Origin of the sequence: Sorangium sp. So ce327 (assembly GCF_051530205.1) — a bacterium.
In the GTDB taxonomy this organism is placed as follows: domain Bacteria; phylum Myxococcota_A; class Polyangia; order Polyangiales; family Polyangiaceae; genus Sorangium; species Sorangium cellulosum_B.
Genome location: NZ_CP150330.1, coordinates 801204 through 821399, shown reverse-complemented (window position 1 = coordinate 821399; position 20196 = coordinate 801204). Strand labels below are relative to the sequence as shown.

The 20196-nt window shown below is 70.8% G+C and carries 15 protein-coding genes, 1 tRNA gene and 1 pseudogene; 7 read left to right on the top strand and 10 right to left on the bottom strand.

All coding sequences use genetic code 11. The features are described from left to right. Nucleotides 1-12: 12 nt before the first annotated feature. Nucleotides 13-219 carry a hypothetical protein gene (locus WME95_RS03025; protein ID WP_437327412.1) on the bottom strand — a complete coding sequence of 69 codons (207 nt, stop codon included), beginning with the start codon at nt 217-219 and terminating at the stop codon, nt 13-15. Nucleotides 220-484: 265 nt separating this feature from the next. On the opposite strand from WME95_RS03025, the gene WME95_RS03020 reads away from it, so the two are divergent. Both WME95_RS03020 and WME95_RS03015 read left to right on the top strand, forming a co-directional pair. Continuing rightward, nucleotides 485-1768, top strand: coding sequence for an MFS transporter (locus WME95_RS03020; protein ID WP_437906916.1), 1284 nt, complete (start codon nt 485-487; stop codon nt 1766-1768). Between the two features lie 470 nt (nt 1769-2238). Then, entirely contained in the window at nt 2239-2877 is a 639-nt protein-coding gene (locus WME95_RS03015; protein ID WP_437549335.1) for a hypothetical protein, read from the top strand. A gap of 99 nt (nt 2878-2976) precedes the next feature. Here the strand turns inward: WME95_RS03015 and WME95_RS03010 are convergent, their stop codons facing one another. The 4 genes from WME95_RS03010 to WME95_RS02995 form a co-directional block, all read right to left on the bottom strand. Beyond that, nucleotides 2977-4857: a protein kinase domain-containing protein gene (locus WME95_RS03010; RefSeq protein ID WP_437906915.1), complete on the bottom strand. Its 1881-nt coding sequence runs from the start codon at nt 4855-4857 to the stop codon at nt 2977-2979. A 97-nt stretch (nt 4858-4954) separates the two neighbouring features. Further along, nucleotides 4955-6931, bottom strand: coding sequence for a globin family protein (locus WME95_RS03005; protein WP_437906914.1), 1977 nt, complete (start codon nt 6929-6931; stop codon nt 4955-4957). Between the two features lie 754 nt (nt 6932-7685). Then, a tRNA-Met gene (locus WME95_RS03000) sits at nt 7686-7762 on the bottom strand. 161 nt (nt 7763-7923) lie between these two features. Next, nucleotides 7924-10257 (bottom strand): ATP-binding domain-containing protein, encoded by a 2334-nt coding sequence (locus WME95_RS02995; protein ID WP_437906913.1) that lies wholly within the window; start codon nt 10255-10257, stop codon nt 7924-7926. Between the two features lie 349 nt (nt 10258-10606). Between WME95_RS02995 and WME95_RS02990 the strand changes: the two genes are divergently transcribed. Further along, nucleotides 10607-11110, top strand: a complete 504-nt coding sequence (locus tag WME95_RS02990) for a hypothetical protein (protein WP_437906912.1) — start codon at nt 10607-10609, stop codon at nt 11108-11110. 160 nt (nt 11111-11270) lie between these two features. Further along, the gene (locus WME95_RS02985; protein WP_437906911.1) at nt 11271-12356 is read left to right on the top strand and encodes a GHMP family kinase ATP-binding protein; all 1086 of its coding nucleotides are present in this window, start codon (nt 11271-11273) and stop codon (nt 12354-12356) included. 9 nt (nt 12357-12365) lie between these two features. Here the strand turns inward: WME95_RS02985 and WME95_RS02980 are convergent, their stop codons facing one another. Continuing rightward, entirely contained in the window at nt 12366-13508 is a 1143-nt protein-coding gene (locus WME95_RS02980; protein ID WP_437906910.1) for a D-alanine--D-alanine ligase family protein, read from the bottom strand. A 57-nt stretch (nt 13509-13565) separates the two neighbouring features. Next, nucleotides 13566-13898, bottom strand: a complete 333-nt coding sequence (locus WME95_RS02975; RefSeq protein ID WP_437906909.1) for a hypothetical protein — start codon at nt 13896-13898, stop codon at nt 13566-13568. Between the two features lie 268 nt (nt 13899-14166). Between WME95_RS02975 and WME95_RS02970 the strand changes: the two genes are divergently transcribed. Continuing rightward, nucleotides 14167-14430, top strand: coding sequence for a hypothetical protein (locus WME95_RS02970; RefSeq protein ID WP_437906908.1), 264 nt, complete (start codon nt 14167-14169; stop codon nt 14428-14430). A 102-nt stretch (nt 14431-14532) separates the two neighbouring features. Here the strand turns inward: WME95_RS02970 and WME95_RS02965 are convergent, their stop codons facing one another. The 3 genes from WME95_RS02965 to WME95_RS02955 all read right to left on the bottom strand — a co-directional run bounded on the left by WME95_RS02965 (nt 14533) and on the right by WME95_RS02955 (nt 16907). Continuing rightward, nucleotides 14533-14964: a DUF6968 family protein gene (locus tag WME95_RS02965; protein ID WP_437906907.1), complete on the bottom strand. Its 432-nt coding sequence runs from the start codon at nt 14962-14964 to the stop codon at nt 14533-14535. A gap of 257 nt (nt 14965-15221) precedes the next feature. Beyond that, nucleotides 15222-16169 carry a hypothetical protein gene (locus WME95_RS02960; RefSeq protein ID WP_437906906.1) on the bottom strand — a complete coding sequence of 316 codons (948 nt, stop codon included), beginning with the start codon at nt 16167-16169 and terminating at the stop codon, nt 15222-15224. Between the two features lie 486 nt (nt 16170-16655). Further along, nucleotides 16656-16907 carry a hypothetical protein gene (locus tag WME95_RS02955; protein ID WP_437906905.1) on the bottom strand — a complete coding sequence of 84 codons (252 nt, stop codon included), beginning with the start codon at nt 16905-16907 and terminating at the stop codon, nt 16656-16658. A 471-nt stretch (nt 16908-17378) separates the two neighbouring features. Here WME95_RS02955 and WME95_RS02950 point away from each other — a divergent pair, with 471 nt between their 5' ends. Together WME95_RS02950 and WME95_RS02945 are read left to right on the top strand one after the other, a co-directional pair. Further along, a complete protein-coding gene (locus WME95_RS02950) occupies nt 17379-18833 on the top strand; it encodes a TIR domain-containing protein (protein ID WP_437906904.1) in 1455 nt (484 codons plus the stop codon). After that, nucleotides 18830-19837: pseudogene (locus tag WME95_RS02945) on the top strand (ligand-binding sensor domain-containing protein); the annotation flags it as partial. The gene WME95_RS02950 and the pseudogene WME95_RS02945, both read left to right, overlap by 4 nt. Nucleotides 19838-20196 lie beyond the last annotated feature (359 nt).

Genomic DNA, 20196 nt, shown 5'->3' with positions numbered 1-20196 from the left:
GCGGCGCGTAGATCAGGCGGGGAGCGGCGAGACGGCGCGTCCCAGCATCGGGAGCCACGTGAGGATCGCGTTCGGCCGCGGGAAATCGTCGTCGTCGTCGTCGCGCCGGCCATCACGCCCACGGCGGGAGCGGCTGCCAAACAGCGTCCAGGCGCGCCACGCCTGCTCGGCGAGGTCGCGCGCCCGTCCCGACGAAGTGTCATGTCCAAGGAGCATCATGTGTGGCTGCCGCTTACCACAGGTCCAAGTCGGCGCGCCAGTGTTCCACGCCGAGGCCACGCGAACGTGACCGTCCCGATGACGGGCCGTGGTGCCCGGGCCGTCCCAGCTCGCTTCTTCCCAGTGCCCGGAATGCAACCCCTACAGGGCGCGCTGGATGCAGCGACCTGGCGCTCGGTCTCCCTCGGTCTCCCGGCCCGTCACCGCGGCATCGCAGCCTGGCGACCCTCGCTGGAATGCGCCATCACGTCGCCCGGACTCGTTCATGGCCACCGCCCCCGCCGCCCTGAAGCCGTCGTCGCCCTTCGCCGCCTTCACATCGCGCGATTTTCGCGTCTACGCCGCGGCCCGCCTTCTGGCGACGGTGGCCTACCAGATGCAATCGATCGCCGTGGGGTATCAGATCTACGACCTCACGCGAGATCCGCTCGCGCTCGGTTATGTGGGGCTCGCCCAGTTCCTCCCCGTCGCGGGGCTTTCCCTCGCGTCGGGGCACGCGGCGGATCGCTTCGATCGGCGGCGGATCCTCGTCCTTTGCTACCTCACCTCGGCGCTCGCGGCGCTCGCGCTCTTCTTCCTCGCGCGCTCGCCGAGCCCGAACCTGCCGGCGATTTACGGGGTCCTCGTGCTCCTCGGCACGGTGCGCGCCTTCCAGGGGCCGGCCGGCTCGGCGCTCCTGCCGACGCTCGTGCCGACGGAGCACTTCCAGAACGCGGTGACGTGGCAATCGACGCTCTGGCAGGTCGGCGCCATCGGCGGGCCGAGCCTGGGCGGGCTGCTCTACGCGCTCTGGAAGGCGCCCGCGCCCGTGTACCTGAGCGCGAGCCTCGCGCTCGCCGCGGCGTGCGCCGGGCCCCTGGCCGTGCGGGCGCCCGCCGGCCGCCTGGAGAGGAAGCCGCCGTCGCTCGCCACGGCGCTCGCCGGGCTGCGCTACGTTTACCGGAAGAAGGTCCTCCTCGGGTCGATCTCGCTCGACTTCGTGGCCGTCTTCCTGGGCGGCGCGGTCGCGCTGCTGCCCATCTACGCGACCGACGTGCTCGGGGTCGGCCCGCAGGGGTTCGGCTTCCTGCGCGCCGCGCCGGCCGTCGGGGCCGGGCTCATGGCCGTGGTCCTCGCCTTCCGGCCCATCACGCGGCGCGCCGGGCCGAGGATGCTCCTCTGCGTCGGGCTCTTCGGGCTCGCCGCGGTGGTGTTCGGCCTGTCGCGGAGCTTCCCCCTCTCGCTCGTCGCGCTCACCGTGATGGGCGCCGCCGACATGGTGAGCGTCGTCGTGCGGATGACCCTGGAGCAGCTCGCCACGCCGCCCGAGATGCGCGGCCGCGTGAGCGCGGTCAACATGGTGTTCGTCGGCGCCTCGAACGAGCTCGGAGAGCTCGAGTCGGGCACCCTCGCGAGGCTCATCGGGACGGTGCCCACCGTGGTGTTCGGCGGCCTCGGGACGATCGCGGTCGTGCTGCTCTGGGCATGGCTGTTCCCCGAGCTGCGCGCGGTCGACCGGCTCGAAGACACGCGCGCGACCTCCGAAGAAGACGCCGCCGAGAAGTCCTGACGCGCGCCTCGCGTCGAGCGCGCGCGAAGCACATCATCGCTCCCAGCCCGGTGAGGGCCAGTCGCTCTCTCGAGGACTGGAGGCGACCACTCCATTCGTGAGCCCCGCGGCGAGAGCACGAGACGACTCGGCGCGAATTTGACCGCGAGCACACCCGCAATCTCTCGAGGCCGAGCGCAACATACGCAACAAGCGTAACAAACGTAACTGAACACGACCGAACACGACCGAAAACAACCGAACACAAATCCAGTGCGAACCGGTGCGAAAACGATTGCGCACCACGTACGACGCACCGCTTCCCAGATCATTCGCAATTTGACGAGGACGTTATAATGCACACTGAGCGGCACGCCATCATACAACGCACCACGACAATCCCAGCCAGACTGTCCGAATTGCTTGACACAGAGGTATCCCATGACCTTACATGTCTTATGGATACGATTATCGCGTGGGCTGTTGGTATCATGATGACATGGGCCCCGCCTGGGAAGAGCTTCATCAAGGACGCGGTCGAGACGCCCGAGGAAGGCCGCGCGCGCTACCACGAGATCGCGCGCGCGGCGGCGAAGGTTGCCTATGATCCTGCATTGAAGCCGCTCTTCGGAGGCCCGCGCGGTCGAGCCGAGACGATGGCGCTGCTCTTATCGATCGCGTATTTCGAGAGCGGTTACCGTCGCGACGTGGACCTCGGGCTCGGGAAGCTCGCGCGCGGCTCGGGGCTCGACTCCTGTCTGCTCCAGGTCCGCGTCGGCGCCGGCAAGACCCGGGAGGGGTGGTCTCACGAGGATCTCGTCGGGGATCGAGAGAAATGCTTTCGCGCGGGACTCGCGCTGATCAAGGGATCCTTCGGGGCGTGCCGCAAGCAGGAGCCGCGCGACCGGCTCAGCGCCTACACGCGCGGCAGGTGCATCGACAACGACAAGCATTCGAGGGCGCGCATTGGACGCGCGCTGAACGTGCCGCGCGCGCCGATGACGGACGCGGCGGTGCTCGCCGCAATGCCCGGGCGCGCCCCCCTCCCCGCGGCGCCGCCGAGCGCGCCGTCCGCGACCGGAGCGGTCAGGACGGTCGCACCAGCCGGGACCGCCGGAAACGACAGCTAACGAGGCGAGGAATGAGGGGGATTGGCCGGCGCGCGAGCGCGTCGCGATCGCCCCGCGCACGACCGCTCCGGCCGCGCCAGACGACCGCAGGAGGCACGCTCAGCCCCGGATCAGGTTCGTGGCCGCCTCGGCGGTGAGATAGCTCTTGCTCTTCATTCCCAGGCGGATCGACGACAGGCTCACCTCCGTCTCGCCCTGGAGCGCGGCGATCGTCAGCGCGTTGTGGCAGTAGATGTTGATGAGCTTCGGGCTGCCGCCGCTCCTCGCGTGCAGCAGCTGCTGGGACGCGAGGCCCAGCTGGAGCCCCCGCCTGCTCCCTCCGACCGAGCACATCCGGAAGTCGATGTATTCGATCATCTCCTGCTGCGTCATGCCGGGCAAGAGGAGCGACTGAGCGCCGGAGTAGAGCTCGCGCGGCACGCCGTTCGAGGCGAGGGTCGCGGGGAGATCGGGGGCGCCCACCAGGATCATCGAGAGCTTGCCCGCCGGGGCGCAGCGCAGGATGTCATGGAGCTCCATCAGGAGATCGTGATCCTCCGGATCGACGCCGTCGACGACCAGCACCGCGATCGCGTCCGACCCGGCGCGGAGGAGCGCTTGCCCGAGGAACGCGTCGACGAGGAACTGCTGGCTCAGCGTCGGTGTGATGGCCGTCGCCCCCACCTGCCTGCACAGCGACACGAGCGGCCGCGTCCCGAAGAGCAGCTGCGGCTCGACCGAGAAGACGTGGATCCGCGGGACCTTGTTCTTGATCATCTCACAGACGAAGGTCCGGCCGCTCCCCGGCTCGCCCACGAGGATCGCCGGGCGCTGCCCGGCGACGATCTGCGACGCCAGCGTCCTCAGGATCCAGGCATAAGGGCCTGCGTCCCAGAAGAAGCTCGGCTGCCGGATGTCGCTGAACGGATAGCCGGTCAGCCCGAAATGATCCCGGTAGCTGTACTGGCCGGTGAAGTGCCCGACGGCGGTCGAGCTGTTCACCAGGATCGTGCCCGTCGGCGTCGCGAGCGGGCCCCTCGGCGGCGCTGGGAGCTCGCTTATCCTCGTATCGGAGAGATCCATGGGCGCGCCGAGCAGCGCGCTCTTCGGCTCCGACATCTCTCGCGGCCTGACGCTGCTGCGCCGGAGCATCAGCATGTCCTCGAGGAACGCCACGATGTGCCCGGCCGACGGCCGCTCCTGCGGCCTCTTCGCCATGCAGCGGCGCAAGAGCTCCGCGAGGAGCGGGTCGATGTCCGGCATCGCCAGCTTCGGATCCGGGACGGCCGCGTGGCAGTGCGCCTGGAAGCAGCCAGCGAGATCCCGCGCCGAGAAGGGCGTCCTGCCCACGAGCAGGTGGTAGAACGTGCAGCCGAGGCTGTAGATGTCCGACGGAGGCGCGATGTCCTGCCCGGTCCATTGCTCCGGGCTCATGTAGAACGGCGTGCCCTCCAGCGTGCGGGCGGAGCTGCTCCCGAGCGGGCCGCTCTCCGGATGGGACGCCAGGCCGAAGTCGGCGATCTTGAGCGTCCCCGACGCATTGAGGAGGAGGTTGGCGGGCTTGACGTCGCGGTGGGAGATGCCGAACGACGCCGCGAGCTCGAGCGCCGCCGCGGCCTCGCGCATCTTCTCGATCCCGAACTGCTCCGGCAGGCGGCCGCCGTGCTGCTTGGCCGCCTGCGCCATGGTGAGGCCGTGGACGTACTCCATGGCGATGTAACGGACGTCCTCGTCCTCGCCGACCTGGAAGATCTGCACCACGTTCGGGTGGAGGAGGCGCGCCGCCGCGCGCGCCTCGCGCAGGAAGCGGTCGCGCCGCTCGGGATCGGTGTCCGCGCTCCCCTTCGCGATCAGCTTCACCGCGACGTCGCGCTGGAGCACGCTGTCCCTGGCCAGGTACACGGCGCCCATCGCGCCGATGCCGAGCAGCTGGATCAGCTGGAACGGTCCCAGCCACTGTCCCGCCAGGTGGGTCAGCGTACTCGCAGGCTCCGCGATCATCGGACTCTCATTCCCATCTTGCCATCAAACCCGTGCGCTCGCCGGGCGAATGCGTCGGCTTCCAGTCCACGACCCGCTCACGACCCGCACGAGGAGCTCACAGCTGCCCCGGGCCGGGCCCCGCGTCGCTCCGCGCCCGACCCCGCCCCAGGATGTGTCCCATCGTGAACGCGGAGAGGACGAGGACCGTGACGATGATCGGCACGGCGTAGGTCGCGAGGGACGCGATGTTGGGCACGGCGCCCGCGCCGGCCGCGGCGCCCGCGCCGGCCGCGGCCTTGTCGGCGCCGCCCACCGTCATCAGGATGGCCGTGGCCATCGAGGCGGCGATCGAGAGCAGGGCGATCGCGAGCCCCGCGGCGAGGCCGCTCGGGCCTGTCGGCTCCAGGACGACGGGCGCCGCCGGCGACGCGATCCCCGGCGAGGCGACCGGGACCGTCACCAGCGGACCGTCCAGCTTGACGTGGACGTTGACGACCATGTCCTGGCCCGCCCACGGGATGACGAGCCCCTGCGGGCTCGCGCTCGCGGCGACAGGTTGCGCTGCGGATGCCGGGCGCGCCGCGGCCCGGGATTCCTCGTGGTGGATACCGCTGGTCATCATGGCCTCATGGGCAGGGTTGGTCTGGTAGTGCAGCGTGTCGGCGTCCTCGTCGAGCGGGCCCGGGCGCCGCTTCGCCGGCATCACCTCCGTGACGCTCGACGGCGCCGGCGCGCGCTGCTCCGAGAGCGGCGGCCGCTGCGCGGGCGCCCGCTCCCGCGCGGGCGCGGCGTCGGCCTTGCGACCGCCCCCGCTCGCGACGTGATCTGCGGCCGCCTTCTTCATGACGTCCGCGATCACGCCGTAGACCTCGGTCCATGCCGACTCGACGTCGCGCGTGAAGCCGTCGCCCAGCCCTTCGCGCAGCGTCCAGAGCAGCGCCTCGCCCACCACGTCGTAATGCCGATCGACGACCATGTAGCCGTGGTGCCGCACGCCGAGCGCCTGGAGCACCGGCACGAGCCTGCCCAGGTTGTTCAGCCCATCGACGGCCACGGCGAGCGTCTGCATGAGCTTCTTCTTCTGCTCGGCCATGTCGTTCTTGAACAGCGGCCGCACCGACGGATCGAGCTCGAAGAGGCGGTCGTAGAAGAGCGCCGCCGCGGCGTCCGAGATGGGCATCACCTTCGCCCACGATCGCTGCACGAGCTCGATCGTGCGCAGGCTGATCGGCGCGCCCGCCGGCGCCGCGGCGGGCGCGGGCGGCGGCGGCGGGTCGCCCTGCCAGGGCGGCACGACCCCGACGAGCGTCCGCGAGGCCTTGGTCGACGAGGGCGGCGGCACCGACTTCGGCAGCTGCACCGCCTGCTCCACGGGCGCCGAGCGCTGCGCCGGTTGCGAGGAGCCGAGCCGCGGGGCCTCCCTCCCGGCCGGCGCCGGCGAGGGGTGCGCCTGCGCGCCGCCCACGGCCGAGTGCGCCGCGGCGGCCTTCTTCATGACGTCGGAGACCACGCCGTAGACCTCTTTCCACGCGGACTCGACGTCGGCGGAGAAGGAGTCGCCGAGCCCCTCGCGCAGCGTCCAGAGCAGCGCCTCGCCCACCACGTCGTAATGCCGATCGACGACCATATAGCCCTGGTGCCGGACGCCGAGGGCCTGGAGCACCGGCACGAGCTTGGGCAGGTTGTTCAGCCCATCGACGGCCACGGAGAGCGTCTGCATGAGCTTCTTCTTCTGCTCGGCGATATCGTTCTTGAACAGCGGCCGCACCGACGGCTCGAGCGTGAACAGCCGCTCATAGAACAGCGCCGCGGCGGCGTCCGAGATGGGCATCACCTTCGCCCAGGACCACTGCACGAGCTCGATGGTGCGCTGGCTCAGGAGCTCCGGCGGCTGCGCGCTGCGCGCCTTGTTGAGGAACTCGGGCGCGCCGTACGCCCCCGGCCCTCGCTGGGTGGCAGGCCCCGTGGAGGGCAACGCCCGCGCCGCCGGCGCGGGCGCGCTGGCGCTGCGTTGCGGCTTGGCAGCATCCCCCGGCGTCGCAGCGCCGCGCGTGTTGGTCGAGGGTGCGAAGGGATCGTTCGGTTTGGCCATCGTGGTTGTCCGCTGGAGGTTACCGGGAATGCGCCGGTGAGGTGCGCGCCGCGGCGCGCGTGTTCAGAGCACAGGAGCCGCCTCTACCGCCATCCTACATCAGGGGGCCGGCGCCTGCCTACGGCGCGACGAGAGGGCTGCGCCGCCGGCGCGAGACGCCCGTGGAAGCGCGCGCCACGCCTACCAACGCGCCACCAACGCCCGACCAAGGCGCAACGAACGCACGACGAACGCGCACAGATCGCGGCGACCTCGCCGGGGGCGCGGCTGCGCGACGAGCGGACCGGGGCCGCGGATGTGGCGCTGGCGAACCGCACCTGTACCGGCCCCGTAGCGCGGCGCACTTCCCGAGCGACACCGCCGACGGACAGGGCATCGGAGCGGCGGCGCGCCGGAGCCGCAGAGAGCGATGGAGTTCGCGCCATCGACGCTCGTCGACGCTCGATGTTCCAGAAGGGGTGAGCGTCTTATCGCCCTTGCGCGCGAGCCGCGCCGTGCCGCCGCGCTCCGATGGAACGACTCGGACCCAGGGCGCGCGAGGCCGCCGGGACGACCAGGACCTCTCCCGAGAGGCACACACCAAGCGAGCAGGCAAAGCGCGCGACGAGCAGCGCTCGCCTGAAGCGGCCGGGCGGCGGGATCGCTCAGACCGCCTCTCCGGTCTCACGCTCGGCGCAAGCGGACAGACCCTGAAAACGAAAAACGCGAGGTGGCCTTTTCGGCCAATCCTCGCGTCCTCTTGCTACTTGGGTCGTGGTTGCGCGGGCGGGATTTGAACCCACGACCTTCGGGTTATGAGCCCGACGAGCTACCAGGCTGCTCCACCGCGCGAGAGGGAATCTACTCACGGCCTCGCTTTGGTCAAGGATTCTCTCACGGCCCGGTGTCGATTGTGTCCATCTCCCCCTCGGAGGCTTTCCGATGCCTTCCAAGGCCTGCCGAGGGAGGCGCAGCTCGGCTGCGCTCGAGCGGCCCCTTCGTCCCCCTGCCCCTCAGCCCAGCCAGTCCGGCACGAGCGGCGACGGCGCCGCCGTCGAGATCACCCAGAGCTGGTGCGCCGCGCGCGTCGCCCCGATGTGGAGCAGGTGCCGCGACTCGTCGTCCGCCGGGTAGGTCGACGCGTTCACGTCGACCAGCACCACGTAGTCGTACTCGAGGCCCTTCACCTGCCGGACCTCGGTCACCTCGACGCCGGGGCGGAACGCGAACTCGTAGGCGCGCACGCGCCGGAGGTTCGGGATCTCCGCCATCCTGAGGGCGTCGTAGTAGACATCCGCCTGCTCGGGGTGGCGCGCCAGGATCGCCAGCGTCGCGCGGGGCTCGCGCGCGAACAGCGGGCGGATCGCGTCGGCCAGGAACGCGACGGCCGCCCCGGCGCTCGGGAAATGGTGGTGCTCGACCGGCGCCCCGCTGCGCGGGGCGAGGGGCGGCGTCGGATCCGCCAGCGGGCCCAGCACCCCACGGGCGAACGCGAGCACCTCGCGCGTCGAGCGGTACGCGATGCGCAGCGGCTCGACGTCGACCCGCGACAGGCCGAGGTCGTCGAGCGTCGCCCGCCAGTCGCGGAAGCCGGAGTCCATGAAGAGCCGCTGCGCCGTGTCGCCCGCCAGCGTCACGCTGCGCGGCTCGGCCACGACGCCGAGCAGCACCGCGAGGTCGATCGGCGCGAGATCCTGCGCCTCGTCCACGAAGAGGTGCTCGTAGACGAGCACGTTCTTCCCCTTGCGGAGCTCGCCCCGGAGCAGCTGGTACGCCCGCAGGAGGAGCGCGTCGTCCTCGGGGTCGAGCACCGCGCGGTCGTCGCTCGAGACCTCGCGCCCGTCCCCGCCCCGGTCGTCGTCGTCGTCCGCGGGCTCGTCGGCCATCGCCGCCTTGCGCTCGGCGCGGTCGCCCGGGTCGAGGTCGAGCACGGCGGGGCAGCGGTCCGCGCACCAGCGCCACGCCCGCTTCACCTGCTCCGGGCCGAACTCCGGGTCGCCCGCCGCCTCGAAGGCGGCCATCACCCGGTCGAGATCGGTGAGCACGTCCGCCCAGAACGCGAGGGTGCCGCGCGAGTCGCGCCGCGCCCGCGCGTCGTCCTTGAGCTCCGCCGCGCGCTGCTCGAGGAGGTGGAGCATCGCCGGGTGGGTCTTGTAGCGGGTCACGACCGAGGGCGTGTTCTCCTCGATCGGCGCCTCGAGCCACGGGAACGCGCGCTTCCGGGCCGCGCGCGCCCACTCGGAGAACGTCTCGACCGCGATGCCGCCCAGGCCGAGCGCGGGGAGCGCCTCGCTGATGTACGCGCGGAGCGCGGGGCTGCCGACGATGACGAGCATCTTGTCGGCGGTGAAGCGGCGGCCTCCGTTGTAGGAGAGGAAGGCGAGCCGGTGGACGCCGATCGTCGTCTTGCCGCTGCCGGCGCCGCCCTGGATGACCACGATGCCGGCGTCCGGCTTCGAGATGAGCTCGAACTGCCGCGGGTCGAGGAGCGCCGCGATCTCCGGGAGGTGCCGGTCCTCGCGGGCGTGGAACGCCGCCCCCGTCCCGAGCCCGCCGCGCGCGCCGCCCGCCGCCGCGCGCGCGATGTCGCGCATGTCCTCGGGGCGCACCGCGCTGCCCTGCCCGCCGGAGAGCTCGGTCGCCCGCGTCGCGATCTCGCGGAAGCCGCCCGAGGGCCCGCGCACGAGCGTCCCCTGCGGCGCCGAGATGCGATAGAGCTCGCCGTCGTCGATGGTCACGGTGCGCCGCACGAGCACGGTGCCCTCGACGTCGCGCTCGCCGAAGGTCTCCTCGTACTCCGCGCCCTCCTCGTAGCGGTAGTAGATCTGGCTGACCGGGGCGTGGCGCCAGTCGACGATCCGCACGCCCGCGCTCGCGTCGACGAGCGTCGTGCGCCCGATGAGGACGTCGCGCTCGGGGCGGCCCTTCTCCCGGAGGCGCAGGTGGCCGAAGTAGGGCGACTTCGGATCGACGGGCTCGACGACGTTCTCGTTCCGCCGCGCGGCGATCCCTTGCAGGCGCTCCATCTGCTGCACCAGCGCCGGCACGTCCTCCAGCCGCGCCGCCGCGATCTGATCGCGCAGCGAGAGGAGCTGCTCCTCGTAGTTCTCGACAGGCGGCGGGCGCGACGGCTTGGTCGCGGCGGCGGCCAGGTGCGCGGTGACGCGGGCGAGCAGCGCCTCCTCCTCGCGGACGATCGCCGCGCCGTGCTCGCTCAGCCCGGCGCCGGGCGCGCCGTCCGCAAACGTGGGCGGCGCGGGCCGGGCGGACGTCGTGACGGTGGCCGAGGACGGCGCGGTGGACTGCTCTCGGGTGGGCGTGGGGCTCGTAGAACGATTCGCGGTCACGGGGATGCCGATGCGATGGTGGATGAGGTGACAGGCTGAGCCGGAGCGTCAGCACGCCAGACATCCGTCGCGGCCCGTTGACGCAGGAGGGTCGGACCTATTGACCGATCCGGCACAGCTCCGCAACCGCCGCGTGGGGCCCCCCACGCTATCCGCGTTTCGGCGCGTTTTCACGGGCCGGCGCGCGCCTCGACGGGGCGGTTCGCGCCTCGGCGTGCGCCTCGACGGGCCGGCGCGCGCCACGCGAGCGCCCTCGGTGCGTAACGTGCCCCGCGTCCGAGGGCGGATCCGCCGCGGGCGGTGGCGTTCTGGATTGAGGTCGCGTGGGCGGACGCCGTACAAGGCAGCGATGCAAAACTGCGCGACCCGGTCCGACCGGCTCCTCGAGCTGATCCTCTTCTCGCTGCGCGATCGCGGGGCGCTCTGCGCGCTGGTCCTCGCCGCCTACCGGGTCGAGCTGACCAGCCTGCTCGACCGCGTCTCCTCGGGCTCGATCGGGGACGACGACGATCGGGAGGTCGCGCCGCACGCCCGGGGGGATCGCGCGGGTGGATCCCCGGCGCGCGCCCGCGCCGAGGGGCGCCGTACGGAGGCCCGGATCAGCGAGGAGGACGCGTTCCTCATCTACGATCTCGCCGGGTGCATCGCCGAGGCGGCGGGCGCGGCCCGCCTCCCGGTCGTCCGCCGCGACGCGCTCGCCCTCCGGGAGAAGGCGGCCGAGGTGCACGCCGGCGGCGAGCGCGCTGAGCGGGACATGTTCGCGGCCGGGCTCAGGGTGATCGACCGGATCCTCGACGCGGCCCGCGCGCAGCCCTCGCCGCGGAGCGAGCCCGCGAGCAAGGACCTGAACTGAGCGGAACCGAGCGGGACCGCGCGGGACCGCGCGGGAGCGTGCACGCCGGGCGCTCCATCGATGGCCTGCTCCCTGCACCGGGTGCCGCCGCGGGGCGCTCCGCCTCGGTCCCTGGGGCGGGCTCGCGTCCCGGCGGGTCGCGCTCGCGCCGAAGGACAGCATGAGCATCCCCTGCGCCGGCTCCCTCTCCGCGCCGCGAACGCTGCGAAGCCCGCTGTGGCGCGCGGCCGCGAGCGCGCCGATGCGCGTCTCCTTCGCCGGGGGCGGCAGCGACCTGCCCGGCATCGCCCGACAGGACGGCGGGCGTGTCGTGGGCGCCGCGATCGATCTGCGCGTGCGCGTGATCGTGGAGCCGTTCGATCGAGGCTGGGTGCGGCTCGAGCTCGCCTCGCGCGGCGAGGGGCGGGCGGAGCCGCACCCGACCGAGGGCGCCGGAGGGGCGCGCGTCCTCCTGCGGCGCCGCGCGGATCCTCCGCGCGACGATCTCGCGTTCCGCCTGGTCGAGGCGACGCTCTCCGCGGCGGGCGTGGGCGACGGGGTCGCCCTGCGGGTGGAGAGCGAGACGTCGCCCGGGGCCGGCCTGGGCGGCAGCGCGTCGGTCGCGGTGGCGGCGCTGTTCGCGCTGCGCGCCTCGATCGGAGAGCCCGTCGCGCCGGAGGATCTGGCGCGCGAGGCGGTCGCGATCGAGCGCGAGCGCCTGCGCAACGCGTGCGGCGCGCAGGATCAGGTGTTCGCGGCGTTCGGGGGGCTGCTCGATCTCGCCTTCGACGCCGGCGGCTGCTCCGGGGTGCGGCCGCTCGCGATCGGCTGCCCGGACCTCGTGCCCGCGCTCTCGGCGGGGCTGCTGCTCGTGGACACGGAGGTGCGGCGCGTGTCGGGCGAGGTGCTGGATCGGATGGACGCCGGCTCGGCGTGCGACGCGAAGGGTGAGCTCGTGGCGGCGGCCGGCGAGGTCGCGCGCGGCTTCGAGATCGGCTCGCTCTCGCTGGTGCTGTCGGGCATGCGCCGGGGCGCGGCCGCGAAGGTGCGCCTCTCGAGGGCGGCGAGCGCGATCGCGCTCTCGCTGGAGCGGCGGCTCGACGGCCTCGGGGTCGAGGTCCTCCGGGTGTGCGGCGCAGGCGGCGGCGGGCACATCCTCGTGTGGGCGCCCGCCGAGCGCCACGCGCGCATCCTCGAGGCGCTCGGCCCCTGCCTCGTGCGGCGGCCCGCGCTCGGCGCCCCCGGCGTGCGGCTCGACGGGGGTTGACGCGCGGCGCTAGGCGCTCGTCCTGAGGCGAGCCTTGCGCGCGCCGCGCTCGAGCGCGAGCCCGATGAGGCGCTCGATCAGCTCGCGCGGGGGGATGCCGCTCGCCTCCCAGAGCTTCGGGTACATCGAGATCGCCGTGAAGCCGGGGATGGTGTTGATCTCGTTCACGTAGAGCGCGCGATCGGGCGAGAGGAAGAGGTCGACGCGGGCCATCCCCGACGCCTCCAGCGCGCGGAACGCGCGGAGCGCGACCAGCTGCACGGCGTTCGCCTCGGCCGGGGAGAGGTCGGCCGGGATCCGGATCGTGGCCCCGTCGGCGTCGATGTACTTCGCGGCGTAGGAGTAGAAGCCGTCGGCGTGCCCGACCACGATCTCGCCGGGCACGGAGGCGATGGGGTCGTCGTCGCCGAGCACGGAGCACTCGATCTCGCGCACCCCCTCGATGCCCTGCTCGCAGACGATCTTCACATCGAACTCGAAGGCGTGCTCGACGGCCGCCTCGATCTCGGAGCGCGCCTTGACGCGCCGGACCCCGACGGACGACCCGAGGTTCGCGGGCTTGACGAAGATCGGCCCGAAGCCGGCGCTTCCGGCGGCGGAGAGGGCGGCGATCTGGTCGATGCACGCGCCGCGATCGCGGTCCCACGCGGCCCGGCGGAGCGTGACGTGGGGGACGATCGGGATCTCCGCCTCACGGAGCAGGCGCTTCATCACGTCCTTGTCCATCCCCACGGCGGAGCCGAGCACGCCGGAGCCGACGTACGGGACGCCGGCGAGCTCGAGCAGGCCCTGGACGCAGCCGTCCTCGCCCGTGGGCCCGTGCAGGACGGGGAAGACGACGTCGATCGGGGCGCGCGCGCCGCCCGGCACGGTCAGCGTGGCCTCGCCGGCGGGCCCGGGGTGGGCGTCGAGGGCGATCTCCGGCATCGCCTCGTTCAGCCGGGCGAGGCGGGGGTCGCGCGCCGCGCCGAGGAGCAGCGCCTCTTCCTGGAGCAGCCAGCGGCCGGACTTGTCGATACCGACGAGCACCGGCTCGAAGCGGTCGCGGTCGAGCGCCTCGACGACGAAGCGGGCGGACAGGAGGGAGATCTCGTGCTCGGCCGAGCGGCCGCCGAAGAGGACGGCGACGCGCACCTTGGCAGGGTTCGGCATGGCGGCACCGTAGCCGCGATCGCGCGCCGGGGCGAAGAAGCCGGCTACTCGGAGAGGCTACTCCGAGAGGACACGGAACGACTTGCGGACGGTCGCCATCGCCACGCGTGCGACGTGGCCGTCGGCGAGCTCGACGTCGACGGCGGTGAGCTGGCCCTGGCGCTCGATCAGCCTGGCCACGCTCACCCTGGAGCCCCGGGCGACCTCGGCGCGCGCGACCTTGACGTCCGCGAGCGCCTCCAGCTGAGCGCCGACGGCGATGCCGTTCTCCACCTTTGCCGGCGCTTCCTCGGTCGCCCTCGCCGCTCCGGCGGGGACGACAACGGCCAGCGCCGCGACGACCGCAACGATGAGGCCGCCCGTCGTGCGCCTTCGACTGCAGGTGAGCATCGGGCCCGATTCTACGCGGAAGGAGAGCGATGTCACCTGCGTTGTCACCGGATCGGGTGGTCCGTCCGGGGAGCCCTCCGCGACGACATCGAGCGCGCCTGTCGGCGCGGAACGCAGGGGTGCATCGTCCCCATGGATGGAGCGTGCCCCAGGGAGCGGGCGCCCCGAGCAGGGAGCTCAGCGCGCTCAATCAGGGCCGCGCCGGCGAGCTCGACAAAAACGGTCCCAATCTGCGGACCTCGCTCGTGTCCGACAAAGGCGAGGAGACATGATGAAACCGCGATCGCTTATTCCAGTCACAGCCGCGCTGCTGTTTCTCGGCGTCTCGATCCCCGAGGCCGCTGCGGAGGACAAGACACCGACCAAGCAAGAGAATTATAGCTATACGTTCACCGATGATCTGCTGGATGCCTCGAACAGCTCCGCGACCGGCGCCATGCTCCAGGTCCGACAGCCCGGGCGTCGCGACAGGCTGCTCCGACCGAGACTCCACTTCGTGCCGGAGATGCTCAAGTCGATCGAAACGATGTGATGGGGCGCGCCGCCTTCTCGACGGAGGAGGAGCCGACGAGGAAAGGAGCACGCATCGGTCGATCGGCCCCGCCCACGGGACGGAACGGGCACCGCGCCGAAGCTAGGCTCCGGTCAATTTCCGGCGCCGCTCGCGCACCTCGCCGAGCTTGAGCACGATCTCGTGCATCCTGCGTTGCTCACTCTCCACCATCTGCTCGAGCTCGCGCTGAAACCATACGCCGAGCGTGCTCTCGATCGGGCGCGGGAGCCCCAGATCGCCCGGCTCCTCGGTCACCCAGAGGAGCTGCAGCCCGGAGGCCTCCAGCTGGTTGCGCGCGTACTGCATCGCGAGCTGGATCGCCTGCACACCGTCGATCCCGTACACGCACTTGCTGCATCCGTCGTCCAGGCCCTCGAAGACGACGGGACACGCCCAGTCCACCCCAGGAGGGCTCACCTCGAACGGCCGTCCAATCTTCAAGATGATCTCTCGCCCAGGCTGACCTTCCACGCTGTAGCGACGCTCCGCGATCGGCGAATCCTTCTCATCCATCCGATGAGGCTACTACGAGAACTCGACCGTGCACTACACGAGCCAGACAGGCCATGCTGCCGAGCTCGCAGAGTCTGTACGCTCGCGGCCTCTCCTGGGGCCGCATCAGCGCGCTCCCCCGCCCTGGTCGAGGCTACGCCTCTCCAAGAGATCGTCGAGCTTCTCGACGAAACCGGCATCGGTGGCCGGGTGGCGCTAGAACCGGTGGCAGGATCAGGTCGAAACGGGCGGCAGGATCACGCCAGAATACGTAGTCATCACAAGCGAGCCAGCCGTCCATCTTCGAGCAGCACCCAGGGAGCTGAAGTCGAGTACGCCTCGACCCCTGCCAGGGGCAAACCAGGAGCGTCCGCGAGGACATCGATGCCTTCGCGGAGCTTCAACCCACGTTCGGTAAGCCGATACACTCGCGAGAGCATCGGGTGCGAGTCGGATGGCTCTGGGCCTGGCGCTCGTTCCACAGCCGCGCCAGCGTCGTGGTCTGCCCAATGCTCCAGCCGGCGCGGCAGGAACAGGTCGCCCGTGCAGGAGAGCGTCCTCCACAAGTCCATTCCAGCCCGCAGGTCGCGCCCAACCACCGCGAGAGGAGTCTGCCACTCCGCAGACAGGATGGTCAGGAGCAGCTCGTCGAATCGACTGAGGCGCAGCGCTCCTCCCGCAGTCCTTCTCGGGAAAAAGGACGAGAGGAGCTCCCACAAGGGCGCGAGTTCTGGAAACCCTTCGACGCCACGTGCGCAATTCTGTGCGAACGGCCTCGGATCTGCTGCCGTGTACTGGCTCCAGAGGCGGACGGCACGTCGGTAGCGTCCGGGCGGCCAGGGACGCGCTTCACCGAGCCGCTCCAGGATCGTACCCAGCGCCGAGGCGGAGCACCACGTCGGCACGGCAGAGTCGCTGGTGTCCAGCCCCAGCAATGGAGGATCCAGCTCGACGACGACGATGTCCTTGCGGGGGATGGCACGCGTGCGCAGCCTGCTGCAGACTCTCCAGAGCGCGACGCGCTCGCGCAGATTGGTGGACGAAACCCATACGAAAACCACAGGACCTATCTTGCGATCAGCACCGACAGGGTCGTCAAAATCACCCCACCACGCCTGACGCGCAAGGACATGCTCGGACGCACGCACGCGAGACGGTCCAACAAGAAGACAGTCGGAGTCGACGACAACGTTGGCGGCGCCGAGCTGCGCGATGCGATCCGCCACGCGAGACTCGAAAACCACATGTGTTGCGCTAGCGATATCCACAGCGAAGACACTCACTGGATTCGTACGGCTCGCCGCGAAGGCAATAGTCAAGACAGTCGCGACAGAACGTATGACCGCTTGTCGTTATGCGCGTGCAAGGCCGTCCTTCGACCTGGCATGCTTCAAAGTATTCGCTGCACCTGGTGACCGGGGCGCACCCTGCCATCTGCTCAGAGGTACCGCTACCCACGTCGTCACCGTTTCGGTATGCGTCTCCTGTAGCTGCTGACGGGATGATGATACTGCCACCTGCACCGTCCGTTCCCTGGCCCCTGAGATAGCACTCACCCATGTCGAAGTTGCACGCCGTGAGACCGGAAACGAGAACAGCGGCCGCCTTGGTTTTCGACCTGCGTCGCATGCCCCCATCCTCCAGGTCATTCCGGATACACGCGCGGAGATGCGGGCGCAACGGTGATTCGCATCACTGCTCATGTCCTTGCGCTACCGTTCATCAGGCCCCCGGTCCGCGGCCGAGCCCGAGCGGAGCGCAGCGGGTTGCGATTCGTCGCGGACGAACTCAGCGCGGGCGCGGAGATCGATGCGCACATCGGCAAACTCGGCGCGGTCGTGCCCCACATACTCGACGAAGGCCTCTACACAGGATGCCTGAAGCGCGAGTTCGTCGAACTCCTGCTCGGACTGGATATCGGACAGCGCTATTCGATCGCAGAAGAGTGTCACGAACGTGCGCACGGTCGCGACGCGTCGCCCGCGATCCGCTCGATGGCTGCCATCACCGGTCGATGGCCGCCACGAACCGCTCGACGGCTGCCCCGAACCGCTCGATGACTGCCCCGAACCGCTCGATGACTGCCCCGAACCGCTCGATGACTGCCCCGAACCGCTCGATGACTGCCCCGAACCGCTCGATGACTGCCCCGAACCGCTTGACGACGGCGCTCTTCGCCTCGCACCGCCAGTGCCCCCCTTTCGCGCCGCAAGCGCGCCCAAGATGGGTGAAGCATTCGGGCCCGAAGCAAAGCCTTGGCGAAGACGTTACGGCCGCGGGGTGAGATGCGAGCGTTCTCCTCGAACACGTGGCCGTCCGTCACGACCATCGCCCCCGTGGCGACGTCCTGCCGCAGGAGGTGAGATAGCCCCCGTGCTCTGCGGATGCCGAGGTGCACGATGCACGGCAGGCTTGGAACCGTGTAGCCTGTCGCGGTGCCGGGCCATGATCATCGCATCGAGGTGTTCCTCTCGTACGCGTCCGAGGACGGGGGGCTCCTTGCCAAGCTCGAAAAGCACCTCGCCGCCCTTCGCAGCGAAGGGTTGATCCAGAGCTTCCACGCCGGCGATGTCGGCGCCGGGCAGGCGTCGAGGGAGGTCACCGAGGGGCACATCGAGCGTGCCGACCTGGTACTGCTCCTCGTCAGCGCGGATTTCCTCGCCTCGCGCGAGTGCTACGAGCGCGACGTGGCGCGCGCGCTCGCGCGCCGTGAAGCCGGGCAGGCGCGGGTCGTTCCCGTGCTCCTGCGGGCGTGCGACTGGCGCCACACGAAGCTCGGCGAGCTCAAGCCGCTGCCCAAGAACGAGCGCCCGGTGAGGAGCTGGGAGGACGAGGACGAAGCGTTCGCCGAGGTGGCGCGGGGGATCCGCGAGGCCGTGACCGCGATCACGGGCGCCCGGTCGGCCGCCCTCCCCCACCGGGCGCCGCGGCGCGCGCAGGGCGAGGTCAGGCGCGCCGACAAGGTGCGAGAGATCATGCAGTCGCTGAGCAAGCCGGAGTGCGTCGGCGTGGCGCTGCTCGCACCGCTCGGCTTCGAGGCGCACCAGGTCGCCGGCGAGGTGCTCCACCGGCTGCAGCGCCCCGGAGAGGCGCTCTTGCCCGTGCGGCTCGTGCCGGAGGTCAGGGCGACCGACGAGGAGCGGTTCTATGGCCGCCTGCTGCGCGACCTGCGCTGGGCGCTGCCGGCGCCGTGGCGAGCGCTCGTGGACGCGCGCGCGGAGGGGAGCGCCAAGGATCGCTTCGAATACGCGGTGGACGACCTGCTCGGCGGGCCGGTCGCCGAGGCCGGAAGGAACCTGCTCCTCGTGGTCGACGGGCTGGCGCACGTGCCGGCCCCGCAGCTCGAGCAATGGGGGTATCTGATGGCGAGGCTCTCGGGCCGGGGGCTGAAGCTGCTCGTCTGGGGCGGGCGGGAGCTGCACGATCTCTGCACACGGCCGCCTTCGGGCGGGTTGTACTCGGCATTCCACATGCTGAGTCCGGTCTCGCTCGGCGCGCTGTCGGCCGGGGAGGTGCGCGACCTCGTGCTCGAGCGCGGCGGGGAGGAGGCGGCGGCCGAGGTGCTGTGCGACGAGACCGGCGGGCACCCGGCGCTCGTGCGCGAGCTGGTCGACGGGCACGCGGACGACGTGCGGGCCGGCGATCGCGAGGCGCTCCTCGCGCGCATCCTGGCGAGCGACCACATGGCCCGGCTGCGGCGGACCGTGGGGGGCGACGCGGAGGCGCAGGAGGTCTTGAGAGCGCTCGCGGGCGTGGCGGAGAGACCGCTGCCGCGGCGCTTGCGAGGCGAGGAGCGGCTCGCCTGGCTCGGCGTGCTGAAGGACGCGGGGGCCACGCGCTGGGACTGGGTGGCGCCGGCGATGCAGCGGTTCGCGGCAGAGTGGTCATGAGACGAGCGGGCGTGGCCGCCGCGCTGGCGGCGCTGGCGCTGCTGCCCGGCGCGGGGTGCCGAGAAGAGCGGAAGAAGGAGGCCGAGCCGCCGCAGTGGGTGGAAAGCCCGCGGCTCGAGGCATGGGAGCTGCCGCTCGCGGAGGGGCCGGAGCTCCTGTCGAACCAGGTCACGGCCATCCATCGCGACAGCGGTGGCGTGCTCTGGTTCGGGACTCGGGGTGGAGGCGTGAGCCGCTTCGACCCAAAGGCTCGCTCCTGGTCCACCTATACCCAAAACGACGGCCTCGCCTACAACGATGTCCCAGCCATCGCCCAGGACGCTGATGGTTCGCTCTGGTTCGGGACTCGGGGTGGAGGCGTGAGCCGCTTCGACCCAAAGGCTCGCTCCTGGTCTACCTACACCCAAAACGACGGCCTCGCCGGCAACATTGTCCAAGCCATCGCCCAGGATGCCGATGGCTCGCTCTGGTTCGGGACTTCGGGTGGAGGCGTGAGCCGCTTCGACCCAAAGGCTCGCTCCTGGTCCACCTACTCCAAAAACGACGGCCTCGCCCACAACGATGTCCGAGCCATCGCCCAGGATGCCGATGGCTCGCTCTGGTTCGGGACTCGGGGTGGAGGCGTGAGCCGCTTCGACCCAAAGGCTCGCTCCTGGTCCACCTACTCCAAAAACGACGACCTCGCCCACAACGATGTCCGAGCCATCGCCCAGGATGCCGATGGCTCGCTCTGGTTCGGGACTCGGGGTGGAGGCGTGAGCCGCTTCGACCCAAAGGCTCGCTCCTGGTCCACCTACTCCAAAAACGACGGCCTCGCCGACAACTATGTCCAAGACATCGCCCAGGATGCCGATGGTTCGCTCTGGTTCGGGACTCTCAATGGAGGGGTGAGCCGCTTCGACCCAAAGGCTCGCTCCTGGTCCACCTACTCCAAAAACGACGGCCTCGCCAACAACGAGGTCCTAGCCATCGCCCAGGATGCCGATGGCTCGCTCTGGTTCGGCACTTTGGGTGGCGTGAGCCGCTTCGACCCAAAGGCTCGCTCCTGGTCCACATACACCCAAAACGAAGGCCTCGCCAACAACGAGGTCCTAGCCATCGCCCAGGAGGCCGATGGCTCGCTCTGGTTCCGGACTTCGCGTGGCGTGAGCCGCTTCGACCCGAAGACTCGCTCCTGGTCCTCGCACTTTACCCAACTCAATTCCACACTCTTTTCATCGATTCGATCGATTCACGAGAACACAAGCACTTCAATCTGGACAGCAACAGACTCGGGGGCAACCCGCCTCGTCCTCGGGGGATCGAATGAAGCCGGCACAATGCTTACCCTCGCACCGTCCGCCATACGGCTGGCGATCACGGG

Bases quoted from the DNA above. Each gene is read 5' to 3' on its own strand.
- WME95_RS03025 (WP_437327412.1), bottom strand. From the start codon at position 219: ATGATGCTCCTTGGACATGACACTTCGTCGGGACGGGCGCGCGACCTC.
- WME95_RS03020 (WP_437906916.1), top strand. From the start codon at position 485: ATGGCCACCGCCCCCGCCGCCCTGAAGCCGTCGTCGCCCTTCGCCGCC.
- WME95_RS03015 (WP_437549335.1), top strand. From the start codon at position 2,239: ATGATGACATGGGCCCCGCCTGGGAAGAGCTTCATCAAGGACGCGGTC.
- WME95_RS03010 (WP_437906915.1), bottom strand. From the start codon at position 4,857: ATGATCGCGGAGCCTGCGAGTACGCTGACCCACCTGGCGGGACAGTGG.
- WME95_RS03005 (WP_437906914.1), bottom strand. From the start codon at position 6,931: ATGGCCAAACCGAACGATCCCTTCGCACCCTCGACCAACACGCGCGGC.
- WME95_RS02990 (WP_437906912.1), top strand. From the start codon at position 10,607: ATGCAAAACTGCGCGACCCGGTCCGACCGGCTCCTCGAGCTGATCCTC.
- WME95_RS02985 (WP_437906911.1), top strand. From the start codon at position 11,271: ATGAGCATCCCCTGCGCCGGCTCCCTCTCCGCGCCGCGAACGCTGCGA.
- WME95_RS02980 (WP_437906910.1), bottom strand. From the start codon at position 13,508: ATGCCGAACCCTGCCAAGGTGCGCGTCGCCGTCCTCTTCGGCGGCCGC.
- WME95_RS02975 (WP_437906909.1), bottom strand. From the start codon at position 13,898: ATGCTCACCTGCAGTCGAAGGCGCACGACGGGCGGCCTCATCGTTGCG.
- WME95_RS02970 (WP_437906908.1), top strand. From the start codon at position 14,167: ATGATGAAACCGCGATCGCTTATTCCAGTCACAGCCGCGCTGCTGTTT.
- WME95_RS02965 (WP_437906907.1), bottom strand. From the start codon at position 14,964: ATGGATGAGAAGGATTCGCCGATCGCGGAGCGTCGCTACAGCGTGGAA.